This is a genomic window from Mesorhizobium sp. P3_A9, from assembly GCF_056402975.1.
Genome location: NZ_JBFUGJ010000093.1, coordinates 1 through 19236, shown reverse-complemented (window position 1 = coordinate 19236; position 19236 = coordinate 1). Strand labels below are relative to the sequence as shown.

At 63.0% G+C, this 19236-nt stretch carries 18 protein-coding genes; 9 read left to right on the top strand and 9 right to left on the bottom strand.

Features of this window, described 5'->3' with window-relative positions:
• Positions 1 to 3 precede the first annotated feature (3 nt).
• The 5 genes from AC1DX0_RS15280 to AC1DX0_RS15260 are packed head-to-tail and all read left to right on the top strand — an operon-like array spanning position 4 to position 4474.
• Positions 4 to 2190, top strand: a complete 2187-nt coding sequence (locus tag AC1DX0_RS15280; RefSeq protein ID WP_477355917.1) for a TonB-dependent hemoglobin/transferrin/lactoferrin family receptor — start codon at positions 4 to 6, stop codon at positions 2188 to 2190.
• A gap of 5 nt (positions 2191 to 2195) precedes the next feature.
• Positions 2196 to 2639 (top strand): hypothetical protein, encoded by a 444-nt coding sequence (locus AC1DX0_RS15275; RefSeq protein WP_477222217.1) that lies wholly within the window; start codon positions 2196 to 2198, stop codon positions 2637 to 2639.
• A gap of 8 nt (positions 2640 to 2647) precedes the next feature.
• Positions 2648 to 3730 (top strand): energy transducer TonB family protein, encoded by a 1083-nt coding sequence (locus tag AC1DX0_RS15270; protein ID WP_477222216.1) that lies wholly within the window; start codon positions 2648 to 2650, stop codon positions 3728 to 3730.
• A gap of 54 nt (positions 3731 to 3784) precedes the next feature.
• Positions 3785 to 4099: a heme-degrading protein HmuQ gene (hmuQ, locus tag AC1DX0_RS15265; protein WP_019858631.1), complete on the top strand. Its 315-nt coding sequence runs from the start codon at positions 3785 to 3787 to the stop codon at positions 4097 to 4099.
• Between the two features lie 3 nt (positions 4100 to 4102).
• Positions 4103 to 4474 (top strand): bleomycin resistance protein, encoded by a 372-nt coding sequence (locus AC1DX0_RS15260; protein ID WP_477222215.1) that lies wholly within the window; start codon positions 4103 to 4105, stop codon positions 4472 to 4474.
• 125 nt (positions 4475 to 4599) lie between these two features.
• Here AC1DX0_RS15260 and AC1DX0_RS15255 read toward each other — a convergent pair whose 3' ends face one another.
• Complete coding sequence (locus tag AC1DX0_RS15255; protein ID WP_477222214.1) at positions 4600 to 5310, bottom strand: hypothetical protein; 711 nt, start codon at positions 5308 to 5310, stop codon at positions 4600 to 4602.
• A gap of 250 nt (positions 5311 to 5560) precedes the next feature.
• Between AC1DX0_RS15255 and AC1DX0_RS15250 the strand changes: the two genes are divergently transcribed.
• Positions 5561 to 6277, top strand: coding sequence for a Crp/Fnr family transcriptional regulator (locus AC1DX0_RS15250; RefSeq protein WP_477222213.1), 717 nt, complete (start codon positions 5561 to 5563; stop codon positions 6275 to 6277).
• Between the two features lie 6 nt (positions 6278 to 6283).
• On the opposite strand, the gene AC1DX0_RS15245 is transcribed toward AC1DX0_RS15250, so the two are convergent.
• On the bottom strand, positions 6284 to 7150 hold the full coding sequence (locus tag AC1DX0_RS15245) for a hypothetical protein (RefSeq protein ID WP_477222394.1): 867 nt from the start codon (positions 7148 to 7150) through the stop codon (positions 6284 to 6286).
• On the opposite strand from AC1DX0_RS15245, the gene AC1DX0_RS15240 reads away from it, so the two are divergent.
• Positions 7047 to 7688, top strand: coding sequence for an antibiotic biosynthesis monooxygenase family protein (locus tag AC1DX0_RS15240; protein WP_477222212.1), 642 nt, complete (start codon positions 7047 to 7049; stop codon positions 7686 to 7688). The genes AC1DX0_RS15245 and AC1DX0_RS15240 overlap by 104 nt on opposite strands.
• A 43-nt stretch (positions 7689 to 7731) precedes the next feature.
• On the opposite strand, the gene AC1DX0_RS15235 is transcribed toward AC1DX0_RS15240, so the two are convergent.
• Both AC1DX0_RS15235 and putA read right to left on the bottom strand, forming a co-directional pair.
• A complete protein-coding gene (locus AC1DX0_RS15235; protein ID WP_477222211.1) occupies positions 7732 to 8799 on the bottom strand; it encodes a glycosyltransferase in 1068 nt (355 codons plus the stop codon).
• 81 nt (positions 8800 to 8880) lie between these two features.
• On the bottom strand, positions 8881 to 12489 hold the full coding sequence (gene putA, locus AC1DX0_RS15230) for a bifunctional proline dehydrogenase/L-glutamate gamma-semialdehyde dehydrogenase PutA (protein WP_477355914.1): 3609 nt from the start codon (positions 12487 to 12489) through the stop codon (positions 8881 to 8883).
• 162 nt (positions 12490 to 12651) lie between these two features.
• Here putA and AC1DX0_RS15225 point away from each other — a divergent pair, with 162 nt between their 5' ends.
• A complete protein-coding gene (locus tag AC1DX0_RS15225) occupies positions 12652 to 13104 on the top strand; it encodes an Lrp/AsnC family transcriptional regulator (protein WP_477222209.1) in 453 nt (150 codons plus the stop codon).
• 1 nt (position 13105) lies between these two features.
• Here the strand turns inward: AC1DX0_RS15225 and AC1DX0_RS15220 are convergent, their stop codons facing one another.
• Positions 13106 to 14305, bottom strand: coding sequence for a cytochrome-c peroxidase (locus AC1DX0_RS15220; RefSeq protein ID WP_477222208.1), 1200 nt, complete (start codon positions 14303 to 14305; stop codon positions 13106 to 13108).
• Between the two features lie 7 nt (positions 14306 to 14312).
• On the bottom strand, positions 14313 to 14762 hold the full coding sequence (locus AC1DX0_RS15215) for a FixH family protein (protein ID WP_477222388.1): 450 nt from the start codon (positions 14760 to 14762) through the stop codon (positions 14313 to 14315).
• Positions 14763 to 14913: 151 nt separating this feature from the next.
• On the opposite strand from AC1DX0_RS15215, the gene AC1DX0_RS15210 reads away from it, so the two are divergent.
• Entirely contained in the window at positions 14914 to 15834 is a 921-nt protein-coding gene (locus AC1DX0_RS15210; protein WP_477222207.1) for a sugar kinase, read from the top strand.
• A 12-nt stretch (positions 15835 to 15846) separates the two neighbouring features.
• Here AC1DX0_RS15210 and AC1DX0_RS15205 read toward each other — a convergent pair whose 3' ends face one another.
• From AC1DX0_RS15205 to AC1DX0_RS15195, 3 genes are all read right to left on the bottom strand, one after another.
• Positions 15847 to 16869: an aldose epimerase family protein gene (locus tag AC1DX0_RS15205; protein WP_477222206.1), complete on the bottom strand. Its 1023-nt coding sequence runs from the start codon at positions 16867 to 16869 to the stop codon at positions 15847 to 15849.
• Between the two features lie 92 nt (positions 16870 to 16961).
• Positions 16962 to 18419 (bottom strand): NAD-dependent succinate-semialdehyde dehydrogenase, encoded by a 1458-nt coding sequence (locus tag AC1DX0_RS15200; RefSeq protein ID WP_477355911.1) that lies wholly within the window; start codon positions 18417 to 18419, stop codon positions 16962 to 16964.
• A 202-nt stretch (positions 18420 to 18621) separates the two neighbouring features.
• On the bottom strand, positions 18622 to 19236 hold a 615-nt coding region (locus AC1DX0_RS15195; protein ID WP_477355908.1), incomplete at its 5' end, for an AEC family transporter.

Below are 19236 nucleotides of genomic sequence, written 5' to 3'. Positions count from 1 at the left end.
GGGGTGTTGGTGAACTGGGAATGGCGCGGCCGGTCGGCGGCGAACGGTGTGGCGGCTTTGTTGGCAAGCGTGGCGGCGATCGCCCTGTCCGCGCCATCGGCGCATGCCCAACAGGCAACACAGCCGGCAGGCGAGCAGACGGATCAATCGAAGAAGGCTGACCAGGAGAAGGCAGCCCCTGCAGGCGCGACGCTGCTCGACAAGATCCTGGTGCTCAGCCGCACCGGCGAAACAGCGATCGAATCGCTGGCCTCTGCCAGCCATGTCGACCAGGAACAGCTCGACCGCCGCATGGCGACGACGCCGAACGAGATGCTGCTGGGTGTGCCCGGTGTCGCGACACAGGCCGACGCCAGGCGCGTCAGCACCAGCATCAACATTCGCGGCCTGCAGGATTTCGGCCGCGTCGCGGTCATCGTCGACGGCGCGCGCCAGGATTTTCAGCGTTCCGACCACGGCACGCAGTCGACCTTCTACATCGACCCCGAGCTCGTCAAATCCGTCGACGTGATCCGCGGTCCTGTCGCCAACACCTATGGCTCGGGCGCCATCGGCGGCGTCGTCTTCTTCGACACCAAGGACGCCGCCGACTTCCTCAAGCCGCAGGAAACATGGGGCGCTTCGGTAACCGGACGCTATGAGAGCAACGGCAAGGGCTGGACCACCAGCGCCACCGGCGCCTACCGCGTCAACGAGAACTGGGACGTCTTGGGCAACATCGTCTACCGCAACTATGACGACTACAAGGATGGCGGCGGCGACACCGTCAAAGGCACAGGCTTCGACGTATTGAGCGGCCTGCTCAAGACCACCATCCGCCCGACCGACAACAGCGAGCTGAAGCTCGGCTGGGTCGGCTCAAGCGACAGCTGGGACGAAACCAGCAGCGGTGTGCCGGTGAATGACGTCGACCTGAAGTCGAACACCTTCACCGCTCGCTACAACATCACGGACGAAGACAAGAGCTGGCTCGATCTCCACATCAACACCTCCTACAACAAGACCAATCTCGACCTGACCAGCCTTGTTCCGCAAAACCGCTTCGATCCGGTCACAGGTCTTCCGGTGGTGCTGCCAACAGGCTCGACGTCGACTTTCGATGTCGGCACGGCCGCAATCGACATCTGGAACACCTCGCGATTCGAGACCGGTGGCGTTGCGCACGAATTGACCTATGGCGGCGACTGGGTGAATGACGACGTCAAGACTGGCGGCACCGCCGGCGGCGACAGTTTCTACACGCCGTCGGGTAAGCGGAATGTGTCCGGCGCCTATGTCCAGGACAAGCTCACCTGGGATTGGCTCGAGGTCATCGCCGGGCTGCGTTACGACAGCTACAACCTCAGGGATGACACCCACGATACATCGGGTGACCGGTTGTCGCCGCGCATCACCGTCGGCGTCTCGCCCTTCGACAACGCCAGCCTTGCCGGCTTGCAATTCTATGGCACTTACGCGGAGGGCTACCGTTCGCCCTCGCTGACGGAGACGCTGATCAGCGGCAACCATCCGGCGGGTGTCACCTTCCCATTCCTGCCCAATCCGAACCTGCGGCCTGAGACCGGCAAGACGACCGAATTCGGCATCAACTACAAACAGAACGATATATTGGAGGCTGGCGACGCACTCCGCATCAAGGCGGCCTATTTCAACAACGACGTCGACGACTATATCGAAGGCGTGACACTGTCGCCGTTCGCCCCAGGCAGTGGTTGCCCGTTCGGCCCCGGCATTCCGATCTGCTATCAGTACCAGAATTTCGCCAAGGCCAAGATCCACGGCTTTGAGTTTGAAAGCGTCTACGACGCCGGATGGGGCTATGCCGGGCTGTCGGCATCGATCACGAATGGCCACACCATTTCCTACAAGGGTGTGGAAGCCGATCTCGCCACAATCCCCTCTTCGGAGGTCACCGCCCAACTCGGCCTGCGCTTCCTCGAGGACAAGCTGACCGTCGGCGGCGAGGTGCAATACAACGGCAAGCCGAAAGGCAATGCGGTGGCCGAGGACTACACGCTGGTCAATGCCTTCGCCAGCTACCAGGCGACCGATAATCTGAAGGTCGATTTCCGCGCCGACAATCTGTTCGATGTCAAATACGCCAACCCGCTGAACGGCACCACGACGGTCGCGGTCTACGAGCCGGGCATCACGCTGAAGCTGGCGGCGACCATGCGGTTTGGAGGCTGATGGCCATGACGAGCTTGACGACATCCCTTCGTCTGCTGACCTCGACGCTGGCGATGTCGCTTGCGATGGTTCCGGCGTGGGCTGAAGGGTCCGCGCCGGTCCCCGCGCTGACCTTGGAGCTTAATGCCGCGCAACCTTCCGATAAGGGCTGCCGGCTGACCTTCCTGGTCAACAACAATCTTGGCGCCGACCTCTCCAAGGCGGCGTTCGAGATCGCCCTGTTCAACGAGACCGGCGTCGTCGACCGGCTGACCGTGCTCGATTTCAAGGATCTGCCGGCAGGCAAGACCAAGGTGACACGCTTTGATCTGGCCGGCACCGACTGCGCCAAGATCAGCCGCGTGCTGATCAACAGCGCGACGGAGTGCACCGGCAGCGGCGTCGAACCGGCGGCTTGCATGCGCAAGCTGAAGACAGACACCAAGACCGGCATCGCTTTCGGCGTCTGAGAACGGCGTTGGGACTGCATCCCGCTTTCACAGGAAAGACCGTGGCTTGGTCGCTGGCCGGCCACGGTTCGTCGATACCGGGGGCAACCGATCTTGATTTGACTTTTGCCCGCTGGTCACTGCAATTTCCGGCCCGCGACATGCAGGAAATCAGTCCCCTCCCCGACGCCGGCAGCGAGCTGGCGATAGCGCCGGCCGAACCGCTTGCGCAAACTCGACTATCTGCGGGGAATGGCAAGTGGACAGCGGCGATCGTTATTTCCTGCGTGCTCCATGCCGCAGTAGCGGCGGCCTTTCTGATCTCGCCCGCCGGCAGATTCGCTTCCCAGGACACCATGCAGTCGGAAGGCAGCGATCAAACCGGCGACAAAGTCGCCGGCAGCGCGCTGGACAAGGACCCGGCGGCAGTGAATGTCCGGCTGGTGCCCAATCCGCAGCCGCCGACAAAACCTTCGCAGCCTGAGCGGCAAGCTGCCGAACCCATCCAGGAAGCAGCCAAGCCTTTGCCGGAAGCTGTCAAGCAGCCAGCGGTAACGCCGGACATACTGGTGGCTGCAAGCCCGCGCCCTGATAATCAGAGCGTGCCTGCAAAGGTCGAAGCGTCGGCACAGCCGAGTGTCCAGGTTGAGAGCACCCAGATGCCCGTCGCTGTCCCAGAGCAACCGCCAATCCCAAGCGCCAGGCCAACGCCGGCGGCGGTCCCTTCAAAAGCAGTGGCCGAGAAGCGCGGCACAGCGGACGGCAACGAAACCAAGGCGGCAATTGCGAGCAAGGGCCGAAAGCAAGCCGATACCGGGAACGCGGCGGCGTCCCGCTATAGCGGCGAGGTAGCCAGCAAGTTGGCTCGCGCCAATCGCCGCGTATCGAAGTCCGCGCAGACGACAGCCCGCAACAACGCGTTGGTGGCGTTTGTCGTGCTGGCCAATGGAAACATTGCCGACCTGCAGCTTGCCAAAAGCTCAGGCTCGCCCGAACTCGATCAATTCGCTTTGGAGCTGGTGCGAAAACAGGCACCGTTCCCGCCGATTCCTCCCGAGACCGGGCTGATGAACTGGCGTTTCAAAGCGCCAATCGGCCCCTTCTCGCCGTGACCGCTCAGGCAACTACCCAAACATCAACGCTCGCGAAGAGCCGAAAGGAACCGCATGTACATCGCCATGAACCGCTTCAAGGTGCAGAACGGCTCGGAGGCCGATTTCGAGGCCGTGTGGAAAAACCGCGATTCCAGCCTTGCCGAGATGAAGGGCTTTCGGGAATTCCATCTGCTGCGCGGCCCGGTCAACGAGACCGAAGGCTACACGCTCTTTGCCTCACACACGGTATGGGCGAGCCAGGACGATTTCGTCGCCTGGACCAAGTCTGAAAACTTCCGCGCCGCCCACAGGAATGTCGGCACGACGAAAGTCCACTATCTCGGCCATCCGCAATTCGAGGGTTTTTCCGTCGTCGAGGGCGCGTGACAAATGGCATCGCTGGCAGAGGATCCCGCACGCAGCATCCCGATCCTGCCCTCGCCCGACATTATGGCGACCCGTGATTTCTACTGCGACGAACTCGGCTTCGGTGTCGTCGGGCCGGAGATGGACGACTATCTGATCGTGCGCCGGGGCGAGATCGAGATCCATTTCTGGAATAGCGACGACCGCAAGCTGCCCGAAGTCTCGTCCTGCTATATCAGGGGCGGCGAAGTGCCGTCGCTGCACGCCGAATTCTCGGCGCGCGGGGTCAAGGCGCTCAGCCCGTTCACCGTGCGGCCCTGGAACATGAAGGAATTCTACATCCGGGATCCGCACGGCAATCTGCTGAAATTCGGCTGCGCCCCGGAAGAGGTGTAAGACAAAGCGCGCCGGACGGACGCGAGCCGCCGCTCACCCAATCCACAGGCAACAAAGGCGGGCCACAGGCAACAAAGGCGGGCCACAAGCGTCGCCGGCTGGCTGGCCAGCGACGCTTGCGCCAATCAGCTATCCTGGAACTGGTTCTGTTCGGTGAACACCACCGTACGGTCGGTCACGCCCTGGAAGACCACCTGGAAGGCATTGGACGAGGTGGCCGTGTCGATAACTTGGCCCTGAACGAACGAGCCGGCAATGATGTAGTAGGTCGGCTTCGGCGTGAACTGGTAAAGCAGGTTGGGCAGTGCCTGCACGGCGATGGTCGGCTTGGCATTCATCGCGATACCGACATTGACGCTGACAGACTGGCTCGCCTGAACGATTGCCGTCGGGATCGTGCCATCCGACTGCACGCCGATCAGGCCCGCCTTGCCGTTCGTCGGGCCGGCCGGAAAGGCCGGCGCACCGTAGGGGAACGGCCCGAGATACGTAACGCCGATCGAGTTCTGGGTGTTGATCATCACGTCGGCGTTGGACGCCGTGGTGAAGCGTCGGGGGTTGGTCGTTGTTCCCTGATCCTGGATGTAGCCAGTGTTGACCTGGTAGTTGATTTCCCACGAAAATACCGACTGGCTCGGATTGCTGATGCTGCCGGGTGCTGCCCCGCCGAGCATCCACGCCAGGGACACCGGATTGACCGAGGGCCCGACGATATCCGGGATCGTCTGGAAAAGGGCAAACTGCTGGAATTTGCTGTTCTGGTTAAGGACGGTCAGCGAATAAGGCTGCCCGGCCTCGACCTTGGCATTGACCATGGTGCCCATCAAGAATCTCATTCTGGTAGCTCCTCGTTGTTGGGTTTGACCGCGGTGTCACCGGCGGCCGATGCAGCCAGTCCGGTCACTTTGGGTGCAATCCGCCACAATCGAAGATTGCGCAATCTGGCTTGCACAAGAACAAGGTATTCAAAGTTATACTATTTACCTGTATCCTAGGTGACACAAAAATATTCTTTTTCAATACTAAACTCGCCATGTATATTTATGTTGTCTAAAGTTAAATCTCGCTGACATAGGTCGGGCATACATGTCGTATAGCGCGAAGAATGCGGTTCGGATCTCGGGGCTTCTATCCGCCAATATCTTTGGGGACTTCGATCAGAGCCAGCTAATGGAAATCGCGCAAACGGCCCACGAATACCGTTATGAATCGGGCCAGGTGATTTTCCAGCCGGGTGACCCGTGTAACCAGCTCTCGATCATCACATCCGGAAGCGTCAATGTTTCCTTCAATTCTGAAGACGGCAAGGAAGTGATCGTTGCCGAATTGCAGGTCGGCGATACGATCGGCGAGACGGAACTGCTTTCGAATTCGAGACGGCTGACCAATTGTGTTGCCAGCCGCAAGACGCATCTCCTTGCACTCGACAAGCCGATCTTCGAAGGGCTGCTGACCAATCCGGCCTTTACCAAGGGGCTTCTCGAAACGATCTGCCGGCGGCTTCAGCAATCGCTTTTGTTTGCCGAGGGCCTGTCAATTCATTCCCTGGAGACGAGGCTCGCTCGCCTGCTGGTTTCCATGAGCGAGACACATGGCCGACGTGTCGGCGATGGCGTTGTCATCGACCGCGCCATATCGCAAAGCCTGATCGGTCAGATGATCAACGCCAGCCGACCGAGGATCAACGTTCAACTTCAATCCTGGAAACAGGAAAAGCTTATCCGGCTCAGCGGTAACCGTATCACCATTCTCGATGAAGGGGCGATACGAACCATTTCGCGATCGCCCCTAGCCGGCAGCTAGAACCTCTCAGTTGCACCCGCCCTTGACGAAGGCGATCATCGCCTCTGTGGTCGCGGTAAGGGCCGGACCAGTCATCGCCAGCGTCTTGCCCTGCATGATCTGCGCGGACACCACGCTGACGAGGCTGTTGTCGGGCGTGAACCATGCCCCGCCACTGGCCCCCGTTCCGAATTCAGTTGGCGCGGCGAGATAGGTGCCGCCAACTTGCGCCAGCTTGGTCGAGTCCTGCTTGTACATGTACTTCCCGTCGCCAAAATTGCCGGGATACCCAATCATGCTGACGGCGGTGAAACTGCCATCCTGGCTGAGCACGAACTTTCCGGCATCTGAGTTTGCCGTGGTACGCAGCGCGGCGTAGTCGAGAGCGCTTTTCTCCGCGCTTGGTGGATTGGGGCTGATCGGAATCCAATCCGTCAGCACCGCGGCCTGGTCGACGACAAACCTCACCCCGGCGCCGTCTTCATAAGCGCGGTAAAACACGACATTCACCGCATGCTTGTCGCCGCGCCACATGCTGTGCGCCGCGGCAAGCAGAACGTTGTCTTCCGAGGCGAATTGCGCGCTGGACGTATAGTCGACTCCGTCGCGGGTGTAGAAGAGCTTGCCGCCATATTCATAGGGCGGCTGAGTCACGTCGACCCGTGCTGTGGCCGCAAGCCCCTCAGGTTTGGGTGTGGTCAGATTGCCGCCGTCGTTTTCGGAAACGGCCCGGTCGCGCCGCTCCTTTGTCCAGTAGCCTTCACCCGCGGCATCAGCAGCCAACAGCGTCTTGTTGGGTTGCCAGCAAGCGAAATCGGCGGCCTCGGCACCGTTGCAAAAAATCAGCCCGCCCAGCAACGCCAATGAGCCTGATACGATCGACCTTGAAGCCATCTTCGTCTCCTCGTCCTTGCCTCAACCGGATTGGCGCCCCATCGCGATCTGGCGATGGGAAACCCCGGTTGGTGTCGGACCATCCGACATCGACAAGACTAGGTGGGGACCGAGACGATCGGCAGTTCCGCAGGCTACATCGGAAACGAATTTCGGGTCTTGCATCCGAAGTCGCCAAGCCGGCAACGCTTTATGTTTGCCGGCTTCTCTCCTTGCGGAGCCAAATAACCGCCGGCTCTCTAGCAGCAAGGCGCAGAGCGGCTCGGAGGCCGATTTCGAGGCCGTGTGGAAAAACCGCGATTCCAGCCTCGCCGAGATGAAGGGTTTCGGGAATTCCATCTGCTGCGCGGCCCGGTCAACGAGACCGAAGGCTAACACGCTGTTTGCCTCGCACACTGTGTGGGCGAGCCAGGACGATTTCGTCGCCTGGACGAAGTCGGAGAATTTTCGCGCCGCGCACAGGAATGTCGGCACGACGAAAGTCCACTATCTCGGCCACCTGCAATTCGAGGGCTTTTCCGTCATCGAAGGCGCCTGACGTGGCTTTGCCGGAGTAAATGCAGGTACCTCCGGCACCCTCGTCATGATCGCGTGGAACCGCGCCCACCCAGCCGACGCAGCCACTGGGCAAAATGCAGGCGCAGCCATTGCCAGGGCCGTCCCCGGGTCAGGTGTCGCATCAGCCGCGGATCGTCGGCCAGTTCCCTGAACTGACGCACATGCTGCGTCAGGAATGTGGGTATGAATTTGCGCCCGTTGACATCGCCGAGCCAGGCTGAATTCTCCAGCACATAGTCGGCGACATCCGCCGCCAATGTGCTCCTGTAGGCCCGGTAGGCAGGCGTTTGCCGCACATGGCCGCCGGCAAAGCCAGCGCCGGTGGAGGAGACGTTCGACCCATGCAGGCGATAGAGGCCGAGGCCTTCGGACAGGATGAGGCTGCCGCCGGCCAGATGCGCGCACGTGGCTGTCAGATAATCCGTCCCCACCCTGGCCTTGAACGGGAAGGACAAGACCGACTCCAGCGCGCCACGCCGGTACATGATCGCCGAGCATGGCGACCATAGCCAGCCGGTTGTCGCAGGCGTGAAATAGGTCACCGGATGCTCCGATGCGAAGGCAATCCCGGACGCTATGCCGGCAAGCTGGCCACCAGGCGCGATGGCAACGCCATTGCCATCGGACCCGGAGCGCGGTTTGCGCAAAGGAAGGAAAGTGCCGCTCAGCAAGGTGCCGCTGCCGTCGACCAGGAACACATCGGAGCTCGACAGCGCGGCCGAATATGTTGCGTTGAGGTGGGCGGACAGATGCGCCAGGAGAAAATCCGGCAGCCAGGCATCGTCGGCATCGAGAAATACCACAAAAGGCGCGTCGGTCGCGGCAAAGCCATCCCGGAATCCCGCGATCTGCCCGCCATTCTGTGAGCGCGCCAGCAGGCGCAGGCGCGGATCGTCGATGGCTGCCAGAAGCTGGCGGATATGGTCGGCCGAACCGTCGGTCGAGGCGTCGTCGACGATGACGCAGTCCCAGTTCCGGTAGGTCTGCGCCAACACCGAGCGGATCGCCTGTTCGACGTAAGGCCGGTAATTGTAACAGGTGATGACCACCGCCACGCACGGCAACTCAAACGGTGGGGACTTGTCGTTCATCTGATCGGTCGCCCCGCTCGAATTGCCGCGCATGCTTATCCCCGGCAACTCGACACAAAGCAAGCAAGGCGCGAACAGTCCTTATGCCGCAGCCAGCAGGCTGGCATTACCGCCGGCCGCTGTGGTGTCGACGCAGACGGCCCGCTCATGCGCATAGGCCGCTGGGTTGAGCACCTCGCTGACCAGCGGCACGATCGGGCCGGTCCTGTCGGCGATGACCTTGCGCACGATGCGCGCGGCTTCCGGTGTGCCTGAAAAAGCGACGACATCAACGCGCAACGAGCGCGCCTCGACCGGATCAGGCCGGCCATCTATAGCAGCCAATGGCAGGCCCTTCCCTGTCAATGCAGAGAGGGCAGCCGGCGCTCCAGGCGCCACAGCCAGGACCGCATTGCCGGCGGCGAGCGCCTGGATCGTCTGGGCGAGCAGCGTGTCGCCGTCCGGGCCGAGGCACAGCACGCGGCCGCGCGGCGACAGCGACAGCGTGTTGGCCTCGCCGGTTGGTCCGGGCAGGTCGACCTGGCCGAAATCGATCGCAGCGGCGGCGCCAATGGCGGCCGCACCCTTGCCGCGCAGATGTTTCCTCAGGATGGCGATCCGGTCCGGGCGGGTCGACCAGCCGCCCAGCGTTGGATCAGGCAGATTGTCGGCCAGCTCGGTCGCCGTCACCTTGTGGCCTTCTCCCACAGGCGTGCCGGCCTCCGGCCCCTTGCGGAAACGCCGGAGATAATGCGGGCCGCCGGCCTTCGGCCCGGTGCCGGAAAGCCCCTCGCCGCCGAAGGGCTGCGATCCGACCACCGCACCGATCTGGTTGCGGTTGACATAGATGTTGCCGGCATGAATGCCGTCGACGAAATGCTGGACGCGGCCTTCGATGCGAGTGTGCAGGCCGAAGGTCAGGCCATAGCCCTTGCGGTTGATGGCGGCGATGACCGCRTCGATCCCGTCGGCGTCGAAGSTGGCGACATGCAGCACCGGCCCGAACACTTCGCGGTCCATCTCCTCGATGCCCTTGACCCTGAAGACATGCGGCGCGACGAAGCGGCCGTCTTTCGGTGCCTCGAGCTTGGCGATCAGCCGGCCCTCGAGACCCWTCTTCGTGCAATAGTCGCGGATCGAGGCCTGCGCCTCATCATCGATGACTGGACCGACATCGGTTGAGATCTGCCAGGGATCACCGATGTTGAGCGCCTCCATGGCGCCCTTCAGCATCTCCAACATCTTCTTCTCGACGTCCTTCTGCACATAGAGCACGCGCAGCGCCGAGCAGCGCTGGCCGGCACTCTGGAAGGCCGAGGCCAGGATATCGCGCACCGCCTGTTCGGGCAGCGCRGTGGAATCGACGATCATGGCGTTGAGGCCGCCGGTCTCGGCGATCAGCATGGCGTCGGGCGCGGCGGTCTCGGCCARCTGCTTTTCGATCAGCTTGGCGACCTCGGTCGAGCCGGTGAAGCAGACGCCGGCAATGCGCGGGTCGGCGGTCAGCGGGCCACCAACCGATGGGCCGTCGCCGGGCAGCAGCTGGATGACGTCTTCCGGCACGCCGGCCTCGCGCAGCAGTTCGACGGCGCGGAAGGCGATCAGCGGCGTCTGCTCGGCCGGCTTGGCGATGACCGAATTGCCGGTCACCAGTGCCGCCGCGATCTGGCCGGTGAAGATGGCGAGCGGGAAATTCCACGGCGAAATGCAGACGATCGCGCCGCGCGCCTGCGTGCCGGCTTCGTTGCTGGCCGCTTCGGCAGCATAGTAGCGCAGGAAGTCGACGGCCTCGCGCACCTCGGCGACGCCGTCAGCCAGTGATTTTCCGGCTTCACGGGTGGCCAGCGCGAAGAACTCGACGGCGTTGGCTTCATAGAGGTCGGCGGCACGATCGAGGATGGCGGCACGCTCGGCAACCGGACGTTTTGCCCAGGCAGGCTGTGCCTCCACGGCGAAGCGTACTGCGGTCGCCACCTGCTTAGCGGCGGCCTCGTTGACCGTGCCGACCACTTCCGAAGGCTTGGCCGGGTTGACGACCGGGCGCTGCTTGCCGTAGCCGGCGGCGCGCGTGATCGGCTTGGCATGCCAGCGGTCCGGCCCGGCAAAGGCCAACCTGGCCTTSTCGATCGCCGCCAGCGTCACCGTGTCGGTGATGTCAAATCCCCTGGAGTTGCGGCGGCCGGAGCCAAATATCTGGGACGGCCGGGCAATCGCCGGATTGGCGGCGGGCCCCTGGTCCTCGACTGTCTCGAGCGGATCGCGTGCGATGTCCTCCGGCTCGACATCCTCGTCGGTCAATTGGTGCACGAAGGAAGAGTTGGCGCCGTTCTCCAGCAGCCGGCGAACCAGATAGGCCAGGAGGTCGGAATGTGCGCCGACCGGCGCATAGATACGGCAGCGCGTGCCTTCGGCCCGGCGCACCGTCTCATGCAGCGCCTCGCCCATGCCATGCAGGCGCTGGAACTCGAAGGAGTCGCGATTTCCGGCCATCGACAGGATGGCAGCGACGGTATGGGCGTTGTGGGTGGCGAATTGCGGATAGATGCGGTCGGTCATGCCAAGCAGTTTTTTCGCGCAAGCCATGTAGGAAACGTCGGTATTGGCCTTGCGGGTAAAGACGGGATAGCCCGTGAGCCCCAGCGTCTGCGCCCGCTTGATCTCGGTGTCCCAATAGGCGCCCTTGACCAGCCGCACCATGATGGTGCGRTCGTATTTCTTGGCCAGCGCGTARAGCCAGTCGATGGCGAARGCCGCGCGSGGSCCATASGCYTGSACSACSACRCCAAAGCCGTTCCAGCCGGCRAGCTCCGGCTCGGCCAGCACYYKYTCGATRACGTCGAGCGACAGGTCGAGSCGGTCGGCCTCYTCRGCGTCGATGTTGAGGCCCATGCGCGAATGGCGCGCGGCGAGCGCCARCGACAGMAGMCGCTCGGCCATGACCGGCAGCATCTCTTCCTTCTGCGCCACCTCGTAGCGCGGATGCAGCGCCGAAAGCTTTACCGAGATGCCGTGGTTCTGGCGGATGTCTGGGCCGTTGGAACCCGAGTCGAGCGAGGAAATGGCGTCGGCATAGGCCTTGAGGTACCGCAAAGCGTCGGCCTCGGTGCGGGCCGCTTCGCCCAGCATGTCGAAGGAATAGAGATAGCCCTTCTGAATCATCGGCCGGCCGCGCTTGACGGCTTCGGCGATGGTGCGGCCGAGCACGAACTGCTCGCCCATTTCGCGCATGGCGGCCGCGACCGCCTTGCGGATGACCGGCTCGCCCAGCCGGCGCACCATCGAGCGCAGCGTGCCTTCGATGCCGCCCTCACCCTCGTCCAACACACGGCCGGTCAGCATCAGCGCCCAGGTCGAGGCATTGACGAAGATCGAACTGGAGCCGCCGGAATGCGCCGACCAGTCATGGGGCGCGATCTTGTCGGCGATGAGATCGTCCATCGTCTCGGTGTCGGGCACGCGCAGCAGCGCCTCGGCCAGGCACATCAGCGCCACGCCTTCCTTGGTCGAAAGCCCGTAGGCGGAGAGAAAGACTTCCATCAGYCGGGGATCGGACGAGCCGCGSACCGCCCGCACCAGATCGGCGGCKCGSGYCGAGATCGCRTCGCGATCCYCAGCCGAAAGCCSTGTCGCCTCGGCCAGYCGCTTCACSGCYTCGTCTTCRTCKGGAAGATAGTTGGCACGGATCTGCTGGCGGATGGTGTCGAGCGGCATGGCGGGTCCTGTGGAGCGAGCATCAGGGAGCGGCCGGCGGTCACCGGACCGAATGGCGCAAGCTAGCACAGGCGCAGATTTCAGTCGGTCCAAAGAAATCGACATCACAAGCCATCTGATCCATCATAGCAGCACAAACTCAACAAATGGACTGCCCTTTCGATGACAGAAGACCAATTGGACCGCATCGACCGGAACATCCTGTCGGCGCTGGCAAGCAATGGCCGGCTTTCCATGTCCGAACTGGCGACAAAGGTCGGCCTGTCGAAGACGCCGGTGCAGGCGCGGGTGAAGCGCCTTGAGAAGGACGGCTATATCAGGGGCTACCAGGCGATCATCGACCGCGAGCGCATGGGCGAAGGTCATGTCGCCTTCGTCCAGGTGAAACTGTCCGACACCCGCTCCGCCGCGCTCGACGCTTTCAACCGGTCGGTGCAGGCCGTGCCGGAGATCGAGCAGTGCCACATGATGGCGTCGAGCTTCGACTATCTGCTGAAGGTCCGCACCAAGGACATCGCCGCCTACCGCCGCGTTCTGGGCGAGCGCATCTCGGCCCTCCCCCATGTCGCCCAGACCTCGACCTTTGTGGCGATGGAGACAGTGAAGGATCGGTAGCTCACTCCGACAGCGTCTTCAGGAACGCCACGAGTGCCGCGCGCTCGCGGTCCGACAGCTCCAGCGGGTGAATCTCGGAAGTGCCCTCGACGCTGGGCGCAGCCTTGGCGTAGTGCGCCACCACCTCGTCGAGCGACGAGAATTGCCCGGCATGCATATAGGGCGGCCGCGTGGCCGCGCCACGCAACGACGGCGTCTTATAAGCGCGGATCAGTTGCGGCGCATCCTTGACCATGAAACGCAGTTCGCCGCAGGCACTGACGTCGCCATCCCGATAGGCGCCGAAGCAGTTGAATGGATCGGCTTCGACCTGTGCCACCGCATCGACGCGACCGCGGTCCGGCGGCAGGTCCGCGACCGGCGGCACGCCGGTGTTGTGAAAACTATTGTCGGTGAAACGCGGGCCATCATGGCAGGTCACGCAATTGGCCTTGCCGATGAACAGTTTCAGCCCAAGGATTTCTTCGCGCGTAAAGACCGCATCGCCCTTCGGCTCGGCGCCGGTGGCGAGRTCCAGCGCAAAGCGGTCGAAGCGCGTCTGCGCCGGCTCGATCGAGCGTTCGAAGCCCGCGATCGCCTTGCCGATATTGGCGAAAACGCGGTTGATGGCGTCGCGCTGCGCATCGCTTATCGCGTTCCAGGCAGCCCTTTCGGTATCGTTTCCAAGCGGGCTGGCATTCAACGGTATGCCGGCAAAGTCGGGCAGCGGCCCAAAAATGCGCTCATAGCGCTCGCCGAAGCGCGCCTTGATGTAATGCGCGTAGGCGGTGCGGTTTCCAGCCTGCTCCAGCGGGTTTTCAAGCGGCGTCAGCGCTTGCGCCCACAGGCTGTCGCGGCGACCGTCCCAGAAGAACCAGGGGTCGCGCGCCACGCCCGCCAGCGGCATGGTGCGACGGTTGGTGCGGCCGACGCCGACGGCTTGCGGCAAGTCGTCCTGAAACTGGCGGTCGATCTTGTGGCAGGTCGAGCAGGACACCGTGCCGTCACGACTCATGCCGAGATCGAAGAACAGTGTCGAGCCGAGCGCCGCGGCGGCCGGCACGTCGGCGAACCGGTTGGTGGTGTCGGGTTTCAGCGACGGCAATGTGTTCAGCGCCAGCGAAGCGATGGTCTTCTTTTCGGCGTCGGAGAAATCCGGCTTGCCGCAGCCGACGAGGATGACGGCGACCATCAGCGCCAGAAAGCAGAAAAGGCGCTTCATCGATCGCTCACAGCACCACGTTGAACAGCACTGTGTCGGAGCCGGCGCCCGACGAAATGGCGAAACGAAGTTGCCACCAGCCGCTCATCGTGAACTTGACCCCTTCGATGCGGTAGCGTCCGTCGCCCAGGTAATCGGTGACCTGCGGGCTGGTCGGCAGGCCGTGATCGTGTTGCGGCATGCCGCCGGAGATGGCGATCGCAGCGCGCTCCACCGAAGCCCCTGTCTTTGTTTTCAGGGTCAGCAGCCAGGATTCCAGTTCGCCCTGCCGCACCACGCCCCGTTCCGGCACGAAGCTGGCCATGTAAAGCCCGTTGTCGGTTTTCTTCGTCCGCGAGACATCCGGGCCGGCAAGCTGCGCCGATTGCGGAGCGGTCAGATAGACGACCGCGAGCACGCCGACCAGCAGAGCAGCCAGACCTAAACCCGCCAGGAGATAACGCCATATCGATGCCAAACCGGTTCCTCTTCTGCGGATAACGTTCTGCCGGGTGGATCGCGTCCCGCCAGCCTGTGGGAAAACGCTGTGGCGCAAAAAAGCCTGCTTGCCAAGCATGGCGCTGCCGCCGGCAAAAAGCTACAGCACCGAAATCACTGGAGGATTGCAGATGGCGGGAAACGGCGTCGCCTCGATCGGCGAATGCATGCTCGAACTGTCGGGCCAGACCGGCCCGAACTGGCGCATGGGTTTCGCCGGCGACACGTTCAACACGCTATGGGCGCTGCATGCGCTGAGCGGCGACCGGCCGGCGACCTATGTCTCGGCCTTCGGCGACGACCCCTTCTCGCAAGGCCAGATCGGCTTCTTCGCCGAAAACGGAATCGGCATCGGTTCCAGCCCGGTGATCCCGGGTGCAAGGCCCGGCCTCTATGCGATCACGCTGACCGGTGCCGAGCGCTCCTTCACCTACTGGCGCGGCGACGCCGCCGCGCGGCAGCTTGCTTCCGACCCCGCAGCACTGTCGAAAAACCTGGAAAATCAGGCGCTTGTGTACTTTTCCGGAATCACTTTGGCAATTCTGGACGATGCCGCGCGCAAGACACTGCTGGCCGCCGTGGCCAAGGCGCGCGCGGCAGGCTCGCTGATCGCCTTCGACCCTAACTACCGGCCACGGCTCTGGCGCCGGCGCGAGGACGCGCAAACGGCTATCGTCGAGGCGCTCGGCGTTACCGACATCGCACTGCCGACCTTCCCCGACGAGCAGATGCTGTTTGACGATCCAACGCCGCAGGCGACCGCCGAGCGGCTTGGACAATGGGTCGGCGAAGTCGTCGTCAAGAATGGCGAGCAGCCGGCGCTGATTGCCGAAAGCGGGACACTGCACGACGTGCCGGCGATCCATGTCGCGGTCCCCGTCGACACCACCGGCGCCGGCGATTCCTTCAATGGCGGCTATCTCGCGGCGCGTCTTGCCGGCCATGGCCCGCGGGAAGCTGTCCGCCGAGCCCATCGCGTGGCCGCCGCCGTGGTGCAGGTCCGCGGCGCGCTGGCGCCGTTCGAAACGCTACGGGCGGCGTTCGAAAACTAGCCCTCTGGAAAACTATGGTAGGCGGAACCGATATTCCGTCACGTGGTGATAAATGGCGCCCGGCCACAGCGTCGCCTGCGGGAAATACGGCCGGTTCGGTGCATCCGGCCATATTTGCGGCTCCAGACAGAAGCCGGAAAAAGCCTTGTAGTCCCGCCCTTCCAGCCCCTTGCGCGGCGTCACATACTGTCCGGTGTAGAGCTGGACGCCGGGCTCCGTGGTCCAGACCTCCATCTCGACGCCGGAACTGGCTCCTTGCGCCCATGCAGCTTGCCGGAGCGGCCCACGCGTCGAGGCAAGGCAGAAATTCTGGTCGTAAGGCAGTTGCTCGCCCTCGGTCTCCATCCGCAGTGGCCGCGCCTGGCGGAAGTCGAAAGGCGTGCCGTCAACCGGCTTGACCACGCCGGTCGGGATCATGTCGCCGTCGACAGGCAGATAGGCGCCCGCATTCAGCATCATCCTGTGGTCGAGAATGTCGCCGACGCCGCCATCGTCGAGGTTGAAATAGGAATGCTGGCTGAGATTGCACAGCGTCGGCTCCTCGCAGGTCGCCGTCAGCTCGACACTGAGCGTGCCGGGAATCTTCAGCCGATAGGTGCAAGTGACGTCGAGCGCGCCGGGAAAACCCATCGTGCCGTCGGGATCGTGCAGCGTCAGCGTGACAAAGTCCCTGCCGTGCAAAGACACTGTCCACGGCCGGTGCGAATAGCCTTGCGAGCCGCCATGCAGCGTGTGCTTTTCGAGGAAGTTCTGTTCGGTCTGATAGCGATTGCCGGCGATGGTAAAACGGCCATCATGGATGCGATTGGCGTAGCGACCAACGACCGCGCCAAAGAACGTGTTGTTGGTCTCATAGGCTTGCAGATTGTCATAGCCGAGCACCAGCGGCGCATCGTGTCCGGTCAGGCGCAAATCCTGGATGACAGCACCGAGCCCGATGATGTTGGCAGTGATACCGCCGCCCCTGATGGTGAAGCGGCGCACCGCCTCTCCAGCCTGCGTCGTGCCGAAAACCTCGCCGTCCTTCATCGTCATGCCCGCAAATGCCAGTAGATCCAAAGGACTTCGGCTGGTTTTCCCATAAGAGATGGGCTGGCCATCGGCCTGCCCATCTCAGGACCAGTCTATCAGAGGCCGAGGCCGCCGATGCACACATATTTGGTATCGAGGTAATCCTCGATGCCCTGATGTCCGCCTTCCTTGCCAAGGCCTGATTCCTTGACGCCACCGAACGGCGCTTCCGGCGTGGTGATGAGGCCTTCATTGACGCCGACCATGCCGTATTTCAGSCCTTCCATGACSCGGAAGGCGCGGCCGAGATCGCCGGTRTAGAAATAGSMGGCAAGGCCGAATTCGGTGTCATTGGCGAGCGCGATTGCTTCCGCTTCGGTCTCGAACTTGAACACGGGCGCGACCGGGCCAAATATCTCTTCCTTCATGAAGCGCATCTTGGGCGTCGCATTGGCGATGACCGTCGGCTGGAAGAACGAGCCGCCGAGCGCATGGCGCTTGCCGCCGGCGACGATCTTGCCACCCTTCGAGGTGGCGTCGGCGATCAGCTCCTCGACCTTCTCGACCGCCTTCTCGTCGATCAGCGGTCCCTGCTGGACGCCGTCTTCGAGGCCGGAACCGACCTTCAGCCCGTTGCTGGCCGCGGCCAGTTTCTCGACGAACTTATCATAGACGCCGGCCTGGACGAGGAAACGGTTGGTGCAGACGCAGGTCTGGCCGGAGTTGCGGTACTTGGCGGTGATCGCGCCGGCCACGGCGCGCTCAAGGTCGGCGTCGTCGAAGACGATGAATGGCGCATTGCCGCCAAGCTCCATCGACACCTTCTTGACGGTGACCGACGACTTCTGGATGAGCAGCTTGCCGACCTCGGTCGAGCCGGTGAAGGTGATCTTCGACACCAGCGGGTTGGCGCAGATTTCGTCGCCGATCTCGCTGGCCGAACCGGTCAGGATGTTGACGACGCCCTTGGGGAAGCCGACTTCTTCGGCAAGCGCGCCCCAGGCAAGACCCGAGTACGGCGTCTGCGAGGCCGGCTTGACGACGGCGGTGCAACCGGCGGCGAGCGCCGGGCCGAGCTTGCGGGCCAGCATCGAGGACGGGAAATTCCACGGCGTGATCGCGGCGATGACGCCGACCGGTTCTTTGGTCACCAGGATGCGGCGGTCCGCCCATGGCGAGGGCACGACGTCGCCATAGGTGCGGCGGCCTTCCTCGGCAAACCACAATATGTAGGCCGCGGCCGAGCCGATCTCGCCCTTCGATTCGAACAACGACTTGCCCTGTTCGATGGTGAGCAACTCGGCCAGCACGTCCTGATTGTCCATCATCGCGTCATGCAGCTTGCGCAGCAGCTTCGAGCGCTCGAGCGCGGTCGTCTTGCGCCAGGTCTTGAAAGCATCCGCTGCGGCTTCGATGGCGCGGCGCGTCTCGGCCTTGCCCGACTTCGGCACGGTGCCGATCTTGAGGCCGGTGGCCGGGTTGTTGACGTCGACCGTCTGGCCGCTGTCGGCCTGCACCCATTCGCCGTTGATGAGATTGGCCTGCCGCATGAAATGGCTGGTTTTCTGAAGCATGGTCTATCCTCCGTTTCGGTACCCTGACGGGCCGGTCTGTGAATTCTTCGGTGAGCGTGCGTAACGGGCGGAAGCCGGCACGCYGGAGCCACTGCTCTTTACCTAGGGCAAGSCCSGCAAGCAATCGCAAKATGGCATATAGGGGTTGGGCCAGCCCGAGACGAGGGCCTCACAAGGGCATATTCCCATTTGGTGGCGCGCCCTAGCCAAAAACATGAACCACCACCGTCAGCCAGAASGYCGTKGTAASARCMGCGCACGCCGTGGCGATGGTCATCTGGTTCGACGCCAGAGCCTGGCCGGTGTTGAACTGCACCGCGATCAGATAGGAATTGACGCCGGATGGCATCGCGGCCACCATCACGGCCACCTTGGCCGTCAAGGGCGGCAGGCCGAGCAACCAGACGAAGACCAGGACCAGCGCCGGCATCAGGAACAGTTTCAGTGCCGAAAGCGCCAGTGCCGGTCGGACATTGCCCGAAATGCCGAAGCGACGCAGGCTGAGCCCCATGGCGAACAACGCCACCGGCCCCGCCGTACCGGCCAGCGCATCGACCAGGCGCATGGCGACACCGGGCAGCGGCGTACCGGTGATGCGCCATGCAAGCCCCGCCAGAATGCCGATAATCAACGGATTCATGAACAGCCGCCTGAGGAAGCTACGGACAACCCGCAAAAAATGCACGGGTTCGCTGCCGCCGCGGCCGAACACTTCAAACAGCACGATCGAGGCCATCAGCATGATCGGCAGATGCACCGAGACCAGCAGAGACAGCACCTCGAAGCCATCCGCTCCGAATATGCCGAGAATAAAGGG